Raw genomic sequence first — 14,496 nt, forward strand, 5'->3', positions numbered from 1 at the left:
TTGTCCGGCAATGAACTTAAGCCAAAAGGCGACATCTCTACTTGGCAGAAACACGACATTTGAACTTGGGACCTACAACAAAAAGTTTGCTAATTTATGTTATGTAAAGTAACGAGTTGCCCGGCGTATCAGCTCGTCTGTCTTCAGCCAAAGCACCACGACAACGCCAGCTCAAATCAACCTCGTCGCGCCGAAGCGGACAAATCCATCATCAAAGCGGTCGCGCGAAACGTCATCGACACGCCGATCACCCACAAACCGTAACCGACGTGCCGAAGCCCCAACCGCATCACCGCGATTCATCAAACGCCAGCCTCAAATCCCGCGCACTTTGCGGCAGATCACGACTGAACACCGCACTGCGCGGCGACAAAAAGTACCGCACGTAAGTAATAGCGGCAATTTGCCGGTCCCGTCCAGGCGTCACGTTGACATCGGCAAGCGCACCCACTTGCCAGCGCGAAGTCACCTGCAGCGCGCCCGCAAGTTGAACGTGCGCGTAAGGCCCGCGATCGTTGCTGCCGCTGCAATCGATCACCACGCCCAGTTTCGCGGCCTCGGTCGTCGAGCACGACCCCATCGATTGCTTCGAATAATTCCAGCCGCTTTCAATGTTTCCCGAGACCTGCCAAGACCGGCCTTCCTTCGATAGAAACTGAAGCGCCGCGCCCACGCTGGTCGATCTCTGCGGACTGTAATAGCCGCCCTGCGTCGGCACGAAGAAGTTCTCGTTACGCCGATAGCCCAGGTAATGCAGCGCAGGCCCGATGCTCAAATAGTCGAAGCCCGGCGCACGCAAATCGTAGCTCGCCGCGACATCGACGCCTAAGCCTTCGTTACCTTCGACCTCATGGCCCGTCAGCCAGTCCAGATGACCGCCCGCGCTGACGTTCCAGCGCTCACCGATCTGCCAGCGCGCGCTGCCGCCCGTCGTGGCACGCGTGACGCGGCCCCATTCGAAGACGTTCGCGTTGGGATTCGTGCCGTCAAGACGCACGGTCTCGCCGCGCCACGAAAGCAGCGAATCGCGCACCGGCAACGCCGCGGCATAGGCCGACCACGCGCCCCACGACGTCGTCTGGCCGACGCCCGCCTCGCCCTGAAAGGATGCGCCGAACGGTCCGCCCTGCGTTGCGCCCGCCATCGCATGGACGTCGAGGCGATCATCGCCCAGACGCACGGTCTGTGTGAGCTTGCCCTGCAATTCTTCGGCGTTGACGTTGCCCGTGCCGCTGTTCAGAAACAACTGGCGATAGCGCAGTTCGTATGAGCGCGATGCGTCGAACCATTCGGCATCGAGCGTCGGCGAAAACACCGTCAAGCGGTTCTCGCCGCGCGTGCCCGCGTGATTCGCCCAGCCCAAACCGGCGGTGATCGACGGCGCGTCGATGCCGGTGAGATCGGCGGGCAGATAGTGCGCGATGCGCTGCGCGTCGGCGTTGCCCGCAATCGCATTGCGCCACATGCGCTCTGCTTCGACGAACTGCTTCTGGTAATAGAGATGCTGCGCGTCGAGCGCCGCGGTGTAAGCGGGCAACGGCCCCGTATCGGCGCTTTCGGTATGCGTCGCGCGATGACCACGCCCTTGCGCTTTCGCACTCAGCGCAAGGCCTTCGGCGCTGTCGTCGTCATGATGTTGCTGATAATTCGCCTCGAACACGCGCTCCGCTTGCGCATAGTCGCCCAGCGCAAAGAAATTCCAGCCGCGCAACGGCTCGACGCGTTCATCGGCCGCGCCCGCGTCTTGCGCGGCGTCGAGCGCCGTCAGACTATCGCGATAGCGCGCTTGCCGGTACGCATCGCTTGCACGCGCCATGGCAACTTCCGCGCGCAGCGGACGCGTACGCGAATCGGTGGCGAGCGAGGGTGACTCGATCAGGCGCTCGGCATCATCGAGATCGCCTTGCGCCATGCGTACTTGCGCGAGGCCCAGCATCGCGTCGTTCAAGGTCGCTTTGTCGCAGTCGCTCGCGAATTCGAACCATTGCGCGGCTGCGACGTAGTCGTTCTGTGCGAGTTCGAGCCAACCCGCGCGCATGGCGGACGGCCCATCGCGCGAGTCGCGGATCGACGGCGCGAGTTCGGCGAGCGTGCGCTTCGTGCTTGCCGCGTCCGTCGCCCATGTCGATGATGCATCGAGCACGCGCGCATTGCGCAGGAGCGCGAAATCGCGTGCGGCGGGCTCGCCGCGACTCCCTTGCTTCCATTCGATGTCGATCAATGCGTCGGCCTGTGCGGCGGGCAACTGCTGCGTCGCGCGCTGCAGCGTGACCACGCGATTCACATCGGACGTGCAAGCGGCGACTATCGGCCGATAGAGCGCGTAGACCGCTCCGTCATCGCCCGCGGCGGCAAGCAGTTCGCCCGCTCGCCATGCACGGTCGATGTGCGCGCAGCCGAACGCATCGGGGTCGCTGGCAATCTGCGCGCGCAGCAAGGCGACATCGCCCGCGAGCGAGCGCTGGATTTGCGCGTCACGCTGCTGACGGGTGCGTTCTGCGACGAGGCTCGCGGGCGGTGACCACGCAGGAAAACGCCGCTCGACGCGTGTGAGCATCGCGTCGAAATCGGCGAGGCGCCTTGCGTGCAAGAGGTTCCAGAGCGGACGCTCGTCGGGCGCGCCGGGCGCTTTGATGGCGGGCGTGCGCATGCTTGAAGCGTGAGCCGCCGTCGGATCGCCGGACGGCGTGCGCGGCATTGCGTGCACGAGAACGTTCGTTTGAGCTTGTTGCTGGACTTCCTTGATGGTGCTCGTCGAGTTCGCGCTGTTCCTCGCGTTTGCCGCACTCGCTGCGCCCTTCACGCCTGGCGCACGCGTTGAACTGGCCGCGTTAGCCGCACTCGCGGCCACTCCCGGCATGACGCCACGCTCCGCCGAAACCACGTTCCCCTGCCCGCCTGCCGCGACCGCGGCGGACGGCAACGCGGCAACGCAAAGCAATGCCGTCGCGAGCCGCGCACCTACAGCCGGTGTAAAGCGCGCACGGTGGCGCGGCATGTCGCGACCCATCCTGTAAGGATTGCGCGGACCGATGACGCTCATCGACAAGGCCGTTTCCCGCACGAGCAATTCGGCGAGCGCATTGCGCCGATCAGCTTCTCGAATCGACATGATGCTTGCGGTGATAACGACGCAACAGCAACGCCGTGAGCGCCGCGAGCATCGCAAGCGCCCCGGCCAGCACGCCGTAAGCCATCCACGGATGTGCCGATACTTCGTAGCCGATATGATCGAACGCGCCGATCTCGCCGACTTCGTAGCGACGGCTCACGCGCGTCGTCCAAAGCGCGTCGCTGTCGAAGCTGACGACGCTCACGTCGCCATCGAGCGATCCCCAGTGCTGCGGCGCGATCAGCTGCTGCACGCCATGCAGCAATTCGGCAGGCGTCGCGGCCGTCAAAAGCGTGGTCGTCGCGGTGGTTTTGCTCGCGGCGCTGCGATACTGCATCACGAGCAATTGACGCGACAACTTCATATCGCCGTCGAGCACCATGTCGGGCGCGATGTCCGCCGCGTAGGCCGGCTTGCCGAACACGCCCGCCACGCGTGCCCAGATGCTGTCGGCGAGCGTGGGCTCGGCCGGTGCGGGCTCGTTGCTCGCAAAGCGCATGGACTTGCCCGGCGCCCACGGCGCGCCGTTGAGCGCCGCGCGCGGCAACTCGGCGCCCGCGCCGACGACGATGGTCTGCCGGCCCACGCCCGGCACGCCCGCCGTGATCTGCGCGGCGGTCAGCGGCCTGCCCTGTTTCTGCGCGAGCTTGCCGAGGAGCGACCACGCGGCGTTCAGCGTGTCGTCGTCGCGCGCGTTGAGCTGAATCGCGAGATCGGCGCCATTGGCGCGGCGCGTGTATGGAAAGCCGCTTTCCGCGAAACGCCGAAGGTCCGGCAGATTCGTGAAGTGCAGCATGGGCGGCAGCTCGATGGTGGAATCGTCGAACAAGGACAGTTGCAGATTGGCCGACTGACGCAGCGTGCAGCGATCGGTCACGAGCGGCACGAGCACCGGGCGCAGCGAGAGCACGTTGGCGCCCGGCTGGAAGCGCTGCAACGGCACGGACACGCGATAGCGGTTGACCACCGCGCCCTGCTGCTGATCCAGCGCGACGGCCTGCACGAAGCGGTCGTTCAGGTACAGGTTCAGCACCGAGTCCGAACGCATGCGCGCGCCTTCGGCAAAGTTGAGCGTCAGCACGGCCTGCGCGTTTTCCGGCGCGTAGGCATCGGCGGGTAAGGTCAGTGTCACATCGGCGCTTGAGCCCACACCGAGCGTCGTGCTGCGGAAGCCTAGATCGCGCAGCGAGTACGGCTTCGTGCCGGACAGCGCGTCACCACCCTTCGCGCCGTCCATGCGCGCTTCCGTCAAACCGTCGGCCGTCATTTCGGCGCGGCGCGGCAGCGGCAGTTCCGCGTGCGAGAACACGCGCGCGGCCAGATTCACTTCTTCATCGGTACGTCCCGCGACGAGCAGCACGAAATGTCGCGGATCGTCGGGCTTCGGATAGACGCCGAGAAACGCGCCGCCGATACGCTCCAGCATGGCTGCATCGAGATACGGCGCAAGCGTGTCGCGCTTGCCGATCAGGAGTACGTCGGCGTTGGCGAGCGACGCGAGATCGAGGCCACGCAACATGCCCGCGCCCTCGCCCGCTTGCGCATCGAGCACGCGCAGATCGGCATTCCTGTAACGCAGCCGCAACGCGACGCCCTGAGCAAGCAGACCGCCGCTCGAAAGCTGCGAGTCCGTCACCGGATGGGCCGCGTTGACGATCGCGATGGAGCGCTGCGCGTTCTGCTTCGGATCGATCAGATCGTCGAGCGTGGCAAGCTGCGGCGGCGTGCTTGTGAGCGGGCGCAATTCCGTATCGACGGCAAAGGTCGACGCGCTGGTATCGACTTCGGTCCATAGTTCCGGCGCATTCGGTTCTTCGCAGTTCTCGGTCGAATGCTGCGCGACCTGGAAGGTCAAATTGTTATAACCGGCGCGGAGCAGTTCGGCGGGCACGCGGATGTCGGCAGTCAGTTCCGGCTGACGCGGCGAAAGAGGAAACTGTGCGATTGCGCGATCGTTGACGCGCACGACGAGCTGCGAGCGTTCCCCGAGCAAGGACACCGAGTTGGACGCGACCAGATGCAGCGTCGCGCCGCGCACCGCTTCACGCGCAGACACGGGCACGCTGACCGAACGTGAAGCGGACGCGCCAACGATACGCATCGGGCCCGACAGATTCGCGTAGGTCGCAAGCGACACGGGCGACGATGCCGCCGTCGCGTTTGCGTTGGCGGTGGCGTCGGCATTGGCCGCGAGCGGCGCGGATGCGGCTTTCGGCGCATGCGATGCCGCCTCTGCCGTCGCGCCGAAAATCGCGCACGCCGCCCAGCCGGCAATCATGGTTTTTCGAATGGCAAACATGGTGAAGATCCAGTCAAGACTTCGCTTGCGTGACGACGCCACGCAGATCACGCCGTCGCTGCGACAACCGTTTCGCGACATAGCGCAGGAGCGCGGTGAAAAAGGTCCGGTAGTGCGCGAGCGCGTGCACGGTGCCGAGCCGCACGACGAGGCCGAGACCTCGCCGGATGCCGATGCGTTTGTTGCGGCCGTCGCGGAAACTGCGCCAGCGGCCGCTGTCGCCATAGACGAGCGACACGCGGTCGCTCAAGCCTTCGACGCTACGATCGGCGAACTCGACGCCGACCGCGCACGTGCCGTCGCCGCGCTCGAACACGCCGCGCACGATTACCGGCAACTGGCTGTGGCAACCACGCGCGGCATCGAAGGCATCGAGCGTCGCGGGCGAACCGCGCGGAATGGAAGACTCGGCGTCGAATGGCACGATGAGCTTCGCGCCGCCTGCCGAGAGATCGACGATATGGCAGCCGAACGCCGGAGAAAACGAGCGGACGGGTGTTGCCGCATCCGCGTTGGCGGACTTCGGCAGCAGAAGCGTGCCGGCAATGTCGGCGGGGACGCGCGGCGCGACGCGGCGCTGACGGCGTTCGTACAGCACGCCGATACACGCATTGAGCAGCACGAGATTCAGCACGCTCCACGCAACCGACGAAGCGATCACGCCGCGCTGCGTGTCGCCGTCGATCAGACGCCATACGCCGACGATGGCGGAAATCAGCACGCCGAGATACATCGCGTAGAACGGCCCGGCGAGTTCGGAAATCTGATCCGCGTCGCTTTGCTCGCCCTTGGGCGTCACGTTGAAGGTGGGCGCGCGCGGATTGAGCAGCACGGCGATCACGCCGCGCAGCGAGAACAACGACAGCAGCATTTCGTAGACTTCGGAGATGAGCGTCCAGCGATACTTGCCGAAGAGATAATCCGTCGTGAGGATCACGCCGGCCATCTGCGGCAGACCGTATGCAAAGAACTCGGGCAGCGTCGCGTTATAGAACTGCAAACCGAACAGCAGATACAGTGCGGGCGCGAGCAGAAACACGACGCGCGCATAGCAGAAGAACCAGAAGAACGCGTTTGAAAAGTAACAGATGCGCTGCGCGAGCTTGAGCCCTTTCATGCGCAACGGATTGCGAAAGAGAAGAAGCTGGATCATGCCCTGCGCCCAGCGCACGCGCTGAACGACGAAGCTCGCGAAGGTTTCCGGCTGCAATCCGGCGATCAGCGGTTCGTTCAGATAGGCGCTCCGATAGCCGCGTGCGTGCAGCACCAGCGCCGTTTCCGCATCCTCGGTAATCGACGTGCCCGTAATGCCGCCAATCTCCATCAGACACTTGCGGCGCAGCACCGCCGCCGAACCGCAGAAGAACGATGCGTTCCAGAAGTCGAGACCGCGTTGAATCACCGAGTAGAACATCTCGTTCTCGGGCGGCATCTTGCCGAACATGCCGAGGTTCTTTTCGAGCGGATCGGGATTGCTGAAAAAGTGCGGCGTCTGCAACAGGAACAGCTCACTGTCGCGCTGAAAATGACCGACGGTCTTTTCGAGGAAATCGGCGGTCGGCACGTGATCGGCGTCGAAGATCACGATGAGTTCGCCGCTGGTTTTGGCGAGCGCCGCGTTGATGTTGCCCGCCTTAGCGTGCTCGTTGCGCTCGCGGCTCAAGTACTGTGCGCCATGCCGCGCGGCGAGCAGGGAGAGCGTCAAGGCGCGTTCCTGCGCGGCGGCAGCCTTGACCGGATCGGTCTGCGTGCGCTTTTGTTCGGTGCCGCCATCGTCGAGTAAGTAAACGTTCACGCGCTCGCGGTCATAGCGCATGTCGAGTGCGGCGCGCAGCGTGATCTCGAGCATCTCCGGCGGCTCGTTGTACGAAGGCACGTAGACGTCGACGGTCGGCAGCGGGCCGGCCGAGCGGTTCAACGGCACGCCTGGGCGCTCCAGCGCCCGGCTATTGACGAACAGACCGCCCAGCGTCAGCACGATGCCGTAGAGTTCCGCGCCGTACATCATCATCATCAGGATGAAGTCGGCGAAACCGTTATAGCCAAGTGTCGAGGTGGTGCGCCAGCAGACGTAGCGCATCGAAAGGAAAGCGGAACACAAGAGGAAGAAGAGTCGCGTGTGTTCGATGAAACGCGAGCGGCGCAGCACGACCATCACGGCGAGCGTGGCGAACGCCAGGCAAAACTGCGCTTCGAGGTCGATGCGAACCATCGCCAGCACGGCGACGACCGCGAATGCCGCGACGCATGCCACGACGATGACCCAGGTCGGCAAGCCGCCGGGCCGTCGAGGCGGTGGCGCGTGTTCGACACCGACGCTCGGCATCTCGCGCGCGGGCGGCCGCAATGCACGCGGCGTGAAATTCAACCTGGTCGCTACACTCATTAATCTCGCCCGCGTTGATTCGAATCAAGGCACGGGTCCTTAAGACCGTGCGTTGCCCCATTGGCATCGGCGCGTTCCGCCCATACGGAGAAGAACCAAGGAGAACAAGGCGCCTGATTCACTTAACGGCAGGTCGCAAGAAATCCTGAGCAAACGTTTCCTGGCAAAGAGCGGTTTCGGTTTGAAAATGATTTTTATATGAAAGAAGTACCGACATTCGCTTGTGGAAAGCATGGAAAGCACCTTTTCGGTGCTCTCGATATCGGGGGGGCGCGCAGGTCGAATCGCAAACGCGCACTTTCGACGATCGGCTTGCCTAGTCAGCCCGCGCGTTATCATTGCCATCTCTCGAATAACAATGAAGACGACCGCCGATCATGGCTTCAGGCAGACAAGATGAAACCGACGCGGACTTCCGCCCCGACGGGGAAGCGGACGCGTCCACGGCAGGCGCCAACTATCTCGTGCCAGGGCTCGAACGAGGCCTGCGCATTCTTGCTGAATTTTCGGCGCGTGAGCCGGTGCTCGGCGCGCCGGAATTGTCGCGCCGCATCGGCATTCCACGCACGACCACGTTTCGCCTCTTGCAGACGCTCGAATCGCTCGGCTTTCTCGAACGCGTGAATGGCGACCGCAATTTCCGGCTGGGCGTCGCGGTCTTGCGACTCGGCTTCGAATATGTGAATTCGCTCGAACTGACCGACTTTGGCACACCGTTGCTTGAACGCCTGCGCGATGCCACCGGCCTTTCCACGCATCTGCTGATCCGCGATCAGCGTGACGTGGTCTTTATCGCCAAGGCACAGAGTCACGAGCGCATGTTCAGTTCGGTGAAGGTGCAGGTCGGCACGCGCCTGCCCGCTCATGCGACCGTGCACGGTCACGTACTCATGGGCGACCTGACGCGCGAGGCGCTTCGCACGCTTTATCCGGAAGAGCGGCTCGAGCAGTACACGGACCGCACGCCCGTTACCGTCGATGAACTGTACGAGCGCGTCCGCGAGTGCGCGACGCTTGGCTATGGTCTAAGCGAGGCGTCGTTCGAGCGCGGCATTTCGGTGGTCACGGCGCCGGTGCGCGACCGCGCGGGTGCCATCGTTGCGGCCGTCACGGCGACCGTGCCGCGCTCAGACATCGGGCGGGACGAGGAGAAGCGCCCGCTTATCGAAGCGGTGTGCGGCGCGGCCATCGATCTGTCCGCGCGGCTGAACTACCGCCCATCGCCCGACGATCCGACCGCGCGGCTCCTCTCCCGCTAGAACGAGTGATGAATGCCCGCGAGCACGATCACCTGATTGGCCGTGCTCGACACGCCCGCCGTGAAGAACGCCGCCTTGGCGCCCGACGTGGCGTGCTCGTAGAGCGCATTGACGTATAGCTGCGTGGACTTCGACAGCAAATAGATCTCGCCGATTTCGAATTGCGTCCAGCGTCCGCCCGCGAAAGTCGTGGTGGCCGCGCCGCCCGCGATCCAGTTGTCGGGCATGAGCTTGTAGGTGAGACCGGCATCGTAGGACTGGAAGGTGTTCGAGAAGCCATTCGATTCCAGCTTCACACGCGTATAAAGCCCATGCACGAGAAACTTGCCGATCTCGTATGACGCGCCCGCGCCCATCACTTCCTGCTTGTCCGCCACGTAACTCGCGGATGCAACGCCCTGGAAGGTGTTGATGCCCGTCGTGACGATGGACGGGGTGCGGTTATGCTCGTTCGCGTAAGTCGCGGCCGCCTTGAACGGACCGTTTGCATACGAGACGCCAAAACCGAGGTTCCTGCCCGTGGAAAAGTTCGTCGTGTTGCCTAGGCCCATCATCGCGCCGGCGGAAAAGCCATAGAAGTTCGCCGAGCGGAATTTGACCGAGTTGTCGTACGGCACCACGCCCGTATCGGCGAGTTCGTCGAGATTGCCCGGATGGAACGCGTACCAGCTTGCCGCGAGATAGGCCGTCGAAAGCGGTCCGAGCATGTCGAAGCTGAATGGCGTCTGATGCCCGAACGTCAGCGTGCCCACGTTGTTCTGATCGAGACCGAGGTAGGCTTGCCGATTCCACAGCGTGTTGGCCTTCGCGAAGGTTCCGGTATTCGTATAAAAGCCGTTTTCGAGTTGCGCCACCGCCTTAAGCCCGCCGCCCAGATCCTCGACGATCCGAAAGCCCCAACGATCCGGCTGCATGTTGCCCTGCTCTTCCATCCACTTTGGATGTCCGCCCACGTTGTTCACGTACGCGATGCCGGCATCGAGGCTGCCGTAAAGCGTCACTGTACTTTGCGCCGCCGCGCCGGTTGCGATCCCGGCTCCGAGCAGCCCCGCTGCGATGATGTGCTTCACCCTTCGTCCTCCTAACCGTGTGGTTCAAGAGCGGACCCGTTCCGCTTCTTTCCTTTGCCGTTTCGTAGCGCTTGACCGCATCCCGGACGGCCTTCGATGACCGTGCTTCGGAAGGCATCGCGCTGATCCATATTTATGTTCCATATAAGGATCAACGTCCTGCCTATGGAAAGTATAGTGAGCTTTTTAGCGCGGAAATAATAATTTTGCGACGCGGTCGGAAACGTCCAACGGGGCTACAGGATCGTCACTCCGGCAGGAAAAATGCTTCTGAATCAACGTCGAAGCGCACTCTAGGCGCGTTGGAGGCGAGATCGAACGCACATTTTTAAGACGCAGCTTCGGTGTTTTCACCTAGAGCGGCGGATTTTTATTTTGTCGCGGCAAAAGCACTCCTATAATGCCCATACATAAACTGATGTTCCTTAGGTGGAACGCAACACGATCCCAAGGAAGGTGAGAGATGGCAGAACAGTGGCGTTGCGCCGGTCATGCCGGCGACCTGTCGGAAGACGCGCCGATCGAGTTCAAGCTCGACGACGGCGCGGAAATCGGCATCTACAAAGTCGGCGATGAGGTGTATGCGCTCGAAAACGTCTGCCCGCACGCGTATGCGCTGCTGACGCAGGGTTTTATCGATGGCGACACCGTCGAATGTCCGCTGCACGAAGCGGTGTTTCACATCCCCACGGGCAAATGCATGAAAGAGCCCGGCGGACGCGACCTGAAGATGTATTCGGTGCGTCTGGCCGGTGAAGAAATCCAGATCAAGGTGGCGTGACATGGAAAAAATCGTGAGCTTCAATCCGCATCTCAAGCCGTGGCTCGCGCCGCAACCGAATAACGTCGCGGGCAAGGGCGTGATCGAGCAGCCCGGACAAACCGAAAACTTCGTCTGGCAGACGCGCAAGGCGGAACCGACCCAGTACGAGAACGATTTCGGCGATGCCCTCGAACGCGTGTTCGAAGCCGGTGCGCTGGAACTCGATCAGGTGGCCGCAGGCTTGAACAAGGATGGCTTTCGCACGCCGGAAGGCGCGGCCTGGACCACCGAACGTCTCGCCGCCGAGTTGCGCACGCTCGCGGAATGACGCGGCGGCACTGACAAAACGACATCGAATCCGGAGCAGATCCCCATGACGTCCCTCAAGCAAATCTCGACCGCCGATCCCGTCCAGCGCTATCTGGATCGCGGTCTGCGTAATTACTGGTATCCCGTGGCGCCGAGCTGGCAAGTGGCGAATGCGCCTATCGGGCTCACGCGTCTCGGCGATCAGATCGTCCTGTGGCGCGATAACGAAGGCCATGTACATGCGCTCGAAGATCGCTGCCCGCATCGCGGCGCGCGGCTGTCGCTCGGGTGGAATCTCGGCGGCAGCGTGGCGTGCTGGTATCACGGTATCGAAGTGGATGGCAGCGGCACCGTGCAGAAAGTGCCGGCCGTTTCCGCGTGCCCGCTCGAAGGACAGAAGTGCGTGAAGTCGTATCCGGTGGAGGAGCGCGCCGGCGCGATCTTCCTCTGGTTCGGCGACGACGCCAATCAGGAACCCGCGCCGCTCGTGCTGCCGGAAGAACTCGTCGGCGAGGAATACGCGAGCTTTCTTTGCATGTCGCACTGGAAGTGCAATTACCAGTACGCCATCGATAACGTCATGGACCCGATGCACGGCGCATATCTTCACGCGACCTCGCATTCGATGGCCGAAGGCGACAAGCAGGCCGACATGCGCGTGCGCAAGACCGACACCGGTCTCATGTTCGAAAAGGTGAATCAGCGCGACGTGAATTTCGACTGGGTGGAACTCGGCGAAACCGCCTGTCTGTGGATGCGCCTGGCTATTCCCTACAAGAAGAAGTTCGGCCCGGGCGGCAACTTCGGCATCATCGGTTTTGCGACGCCCGTGGACGAAGACAACTGCCAGGTCTACTTCTGGCGCACACGCAAGGTGTCCGGCTGGCAGCGCGACGCATGGCGTTTCCTGTATCGCAATCGTCTGGAAGGGCTGCACTGGGCCGTGCTGGAACAAGACCGCTACGTGCTCGAAAGCCTTGCGCCCAACGCGCGCGATCACGAATTTCTCTATCAGCACGATGTCGGCATGACGCGCGTTCGGCGTCTTCTGAAGCAACGCGCGCAGCAGCATTTGGCCGCGCTGGAAACGAGTGCAAAGGACGCGGAGCACGTTCATGCGTGACGCGCTCAAAGGCCGCCGCGTACTCGTGACCGGCGGCGCTCGCGGACTCGGCGCAGCGTTCGTCACGGCGCTCGCCAAACAAGGCGCGCGGGTCGCTTTCGGCGATGTCCTGCGTGCCGAAGGCGAAGCGCTCGCGCGATCGCTCAGAGAAGCGGGCCACGACGCGCATTTCATCGCGCTCGACCTGGCAGGCCCGTCAAGCATCGAAGCGTGCGTGGCGGCGAGCGTGCAGACGCTCGGCGGTATCGACGGCCTCATCAACAACGCCGCGATCACCAACTCGGGCGGCAAGTCCGCGGAAGAGCTGACGCCCGCGACCTGGGATGCCGTCATGAACGTCAACGTGCGCGGCGCATGGCTGATGAGTGTGGCATGCCTGCCGCATCTCGCGGAGTCGGGGCGCGGAAGCATCGTCAATATCGCTTCGGATACAGCGTTGTGGGGCGCACCGAAGCTTCTTGCCTACGTTGCGAGCAAGGGCGCGGTGATTGCGATGACGCGTTCCCTCGCCCGCGAATTCGGCGGCCGCAACGTGACGGTCAACGCCATTGCGCCCGGCCTCACCGAAGTCGAGGCGACCGCCTACGTTCCCGCCGAGCGTCACGAGTATTACCTGAAGGGCCGCGCGCTCACGCGTGCGCAAGTACCCGACGACGTGAACGGCCCTGTGCTGTTCCTGCTCTCGGACGCCGCGCGTTTCGTGACGGGCCAATTGCTGCCGGTCAACGGCGGCTTCGCGATGAATTGACTTCTACCTCATTCGAACACCTGGAGATTGACGATGGCCGATGCAGATATCGAACGCAAATCGTGGGAGCAGCCCGCTGGCGCGAGCTTCGATCAATGGATGACCACGCGCGTCGCGCGCCTCGACACGCGGCGCTACGACTGGGACGCGCTTAAGTTTCAGGCTGACTACGACCCGAAGTATCGCCGTGCGCAGATGCGCTATGTCGGCACGGGCGGCACCGGTGTCGCCAAGGACATGAACACGGTTCCCGCAGGCGGCTTCACCTTCTCGACGATGGTCATTCCCGCCGGCAACATCGGACCGAGCCATATCCACATGGACGTCGAGGAAATCTTCTTCGTATTGCGCGGCAAGATGAAAGTGGTTTGCGAGAAGGACGGCGAAACCTGGGAAACGGTGATCGGCGAGCGCGATCTCATTTCGGTGCCGCCGGGCGTGTATCGCACGGAGATCAACATCGGCGAGGAAGACGCGCTCATGTGCGTGATGCTCGGCGCGGCCAAGCCCATTACGCCGACGTATCCGCCGGACTCGCCGCTCGCCAAGCTCAAGCGTTGAGACCCGCCATGACCGCTCGCACGCTCACCTACCTCGACGCGCTCGCGCAGTTTCCCGAAGCGCGTATCCATACCGCTCATGGTGTCACGGGTTATCACAAGGCAGGTGCCGCGCACCTGCGCACCCTGCCCGTGGTGCTTCTGCATGGTATCGGTTCGGGCGCGGCGTCGTGGCTTAGGCAACTCGACGCACTCGGCGCGCATCGCCGTGTGTTCGCATGGGACACGCCGGGTTATGGCGTATCGACGCCCGTGGCAAGCGCGCAGCCGCATGCGGCGGATTATGCGCAAGCGCTTGCGGCATGGCTCGATGCGCTCGATATCCCGCGTTGCGTGCTTGTCGGTCATTCGCTCGGCGCGATCATCGCGGGTTCGTTTGCAGCGCGCATGCAAGGGCGCGTCGCGGGCTTGCTGCTGATATCGCCGGCGGCGGGATATGGCGCGGCATCGAAGGAAGAGCGTGAAAAGAAACGCGACGCGCGTCTGGCGATGCTCGCCGAACTGGGTGCGCAAGGCCTTGCACGCGAACGCAGCGCCAACATGCTGTCGCCCGATGCGGACGATGCCGCGCGCGACTGGGTGCGCTGGAACATGGCGCGCATCGTTCCTGCCGGCTATGCGCAAGCGACGCATCTGCTCGCCAACGCGGATCTTGCAGCGGACGTTGCACGTTATGAAGGACGCGTGGCCGTGGCCGTCGGCGCGCATGACGCGATCACGCCGCCCGTTGCGTGCGAGCGCATCGCGCAAGCGGCACGCGTGAGCTTGCAGGTGATGCCGCACGCGGGCCACGCAGGTTATGTCGAAACGCCCGGCGCTTATACGGCGCTGATCGAATCGTTTTGCACTAGCGCGGATCGACCATGA

The 14,496-nt window shown here is 63.3% G+C and carries 11 protein-coding genes; 7 read left to right on the top strand and 4 right to left on the bottom strand.

Going from position 1 to position 14,496, the window contains the following annotated elements:
- Nucleotides 1-289: 289 nt before the first annotated feature.
- From NCR98_RS16450 to bcsA, 3 genes are read right to left on the bottom strand one after another with little or no spacing between them, the layout of a single operon-like run.
- The gene (locus NCR98_RS16450; protein ID WP_250526689.1) at nucleotides 290-3,112 is read right to left on the bottom strand and encodes a cellulose synthase subunit BcsC-related outer membrane protein; all 2,823 of its coding nucleotides are present in this window, start codon (nucleotides 3,110-3,112) and stop codon (nucleotides 290-292) included.
- Nucleotides 3,093-5,411: a cellulose biosynthesis cyclic di-GMP-binding regulatory protein BcsB gene (locus tag NCR98_RS16455; RefSeq protein ID WP_250526690.1), complete on the bottom strand. Its 2,319-nt coding sequence runs from the start codon at nucleotides 5,409-5,411 to the stop codon at nucleotides 3,093-3,095. Before NCR98_RS16455 ends, NCR98_RS16450 begins: the two co-directional genes overlap by 20 nt.
- A 13-nt stretch (nucleotides 5,412-5,424) precedes the next feature.
- Nucleotides 5,425-7,797 (bottom strand): UDP-forming cellulose synthase catalytic subunit, encoded by a 2,373-nt coding sequence (gene bcsA, locus NCR98_RS16460; RefSeq protein ID WP_250526691.1) that lies wholly within the window; start codon nucleotides 7,795-7,797, stop codon nucleotides 5,425-5,427.
- A gap of 377 nt (nucleotides 7,798-8,174) precedes the next feature.
- Here bcsA and NCR98_RS16465 point away from each other — a divergent pair, with 377 nt between their 5' ends.
- On the top strand, nucleotides 8,175-9,056 hold the full coding sequence (locus NCR98_RS16465) for an IclR family transcriptional regulator (RefSeq protein WP_250526692.1): 882 nt from the start codon (nucleotides 8,175-8,177) through the stop codon (nucleotides 9,054-9,056).
- Here NCR98_RS16465 and NCR98_RS16470 read toward each other — a convergent pair.
- The gene (locus NCR98_RS16470; RefSeq protein ID WP_250466999.1) at nucleotides 9,053-10,126 is read right to left on the bottom strand and encodes a porin; all 1,074 of its coding nucleotides are present in this window, start codon (nucleotides 10,124-10,126) and stop codon (nucleotides 9,053-9,055) included. The genes NCR98_RS16465 and NCR98_RS16470 overlap by 4 nt on opposite strands.
- Before the next feature lie 463 nt (nucleotides 10,127-10,589).
- On the opposite strand from NCR98_RS16470, the gene NCR98_RS16475 reads away from it, so the two are divergent.
- The 6 genes from NCR98_RS16475 to NCR98_RS16500 are packed head-to-tail and all read left to right on the top strand — an operon-like array spanning nucleotide 10,590 to nucleotide 14,496.
- Nucleotides 10,590-10,907 carry a non-heme iron oxygenase ferredoxin subunit gene (locus NCR98_RS16475; protein ID WP_250467001.1) on the top strand — a complete coding sequence of 106 codons (318 nt, stop codon included), beginning with the start codon at nucleotides 10,590-10,592 and terminating at the stop codon, nucleotides 10,905-10,907.
- Nucleotide 10,908: 1 nt separating this feature from the next.
- Nucleotides 10,909-11,217 carry a recombinase-like helix-turn-helix domain-containing protein gene (locus NCR98_RS16480; protein ID WP_250467002.1) on the top strand — a complete coding sequence of 103 codons (309 nt, stop codon included), beginning with the start codon at nucleotides 10,909-10,911 and terminating at the stop codon, nucleotides 11,215-11,217.
- 45 nt (nucleotides 11,218-11,262) lie between these two features.
- Entirely contained in the window at nucleotides 11,263-12,321 is a 1,059-nt protein-coding gene (locus NCR98_RS16485) for an aromatic ring-hydroxylating dioxygenase subunit alpha (RefSeq protein ID WP_250526693.1), read from the top strand.
- A complete protein-coding gene (locus NCR98_RS16490; RefSeq protein WP_250526694.1) occupies nucleotides 12,314-13,069 on the top strand; it encodes an SDR family oxidoreductase in 756 nt (251 codons plus the stop codon). Before NCR98_RS16485 ends, NCR98_RS16490 begins: the two co-directional genes overlap by 8 nt.
- A gap of 33 nt (nucleotides 13,070-13,102) precedes the next feature.
- On the top strand, nucleotides 13,103-13,630 hold the full coding sequence (locus NCR98_RS16495) for a cupin domain-containing protein (RefSeq protein ID WP_250467008.1): 528 nt from the start codon (nucleotides 13,103-13,105) through the stop codon (nucleotides 13,628-13,630).
- An 8-nt stretch (nucleotides 13,631-13,638) separates the two neighbouring features.
- Entirely contained in the window at nucleotides 13,639-14,496 is an 858-nt protein-coding gene (locus NCR98_RS16500) for an alpha/beta fold hydrolase (RefSeq protein ID WP_250526695.1), read from the top strand.

The sequence above is a fragment of the Caballeronia sp. GAWG2-1 genome (genome assembly GCF_023631405.1).
In the GTDB taxonomy this organism is placed as follows: domain Bacteria; phylum Pseudomonadota; class Gammaproteobacteria; order Burkholderiales; family Burkholderiaceae; genus Caballeronia.

Excerpts from the sequence above, each read along its gene's own strand:
- bcsA (WP_250526691.1), bottom strand. The coding sequence starts at position 7,797 with ATGAGTGTAGCGACCAGGTTGAATTTCACGCCGCGTGCATTGCGGCCG.
- NCR98_RS16465 (WP_250526692.1), top strand. The coding sequence starts at position 8,175 with ATGGCTTCAGGCAGACAAGATGAAACCGACGCGGACTTCCGCCCCGAC.
- NCR98_RS16500 (WP_250526695.1), top strand. The coding sequence starts at position 13,639 with ATGACCGCTCGCACGCTCACCTACCTCGACGCGCTCGCGCAGTTTCCC.
- NCR98_RS16475 (WP_250467001.1), top strand. The coding sequence starts at position 10,590 with ATGGCAGAACAGTGGCGTTGCGCCGGTCATGCCGGCGACCTGTCGGAA.
- NCR98_RS16490 (WP_250526694.1), top strand. The coding sequence starts at position 12,314 with ATGCGTGACGCGCTCAAAGGCCGCCGCGTACTCGTGACCGGCGGCGCT.
- NCR98_RS16480 (WP_250467002.1), top strand. The coding sequence starts at position 10,909 with ATGGAAAAAATCGTGAGCTTCAATCCGCATCTCAAGCCGTGGCTCGCG.
- NCR98_RS16495 (WP_250467008.1), top strand. The coding sequence starts at position 13,103 with ATGGCCGATGCAGATATCGAACGCAAATCGTGGGAGCAGCCCGCTGGC.
- NCR98_RS16450 (WP_250526689.1), bottom strand. The coding sequence starts at position 3,112 with ATGTCGATTCGAGAAGCTGATCGGCGCAATGCGCTCGCCGAATTGCTC.
- NCR98_RS16455 (WP_250526690.1), bottom strand. The coding sequence starts at position 5,411 with ATGTTTGCCATTCGAAAAACCATGATTGCCGGCTGGGCGGCGTGCGCG.
- NCR98_RS16485 (WP_250526693.1), top strand. The coding sequence starts at position 11,263 with ATGACGTCCCTCAAGCAAATCTCGACCGCCGATCCCGTCCAGCGCTAT.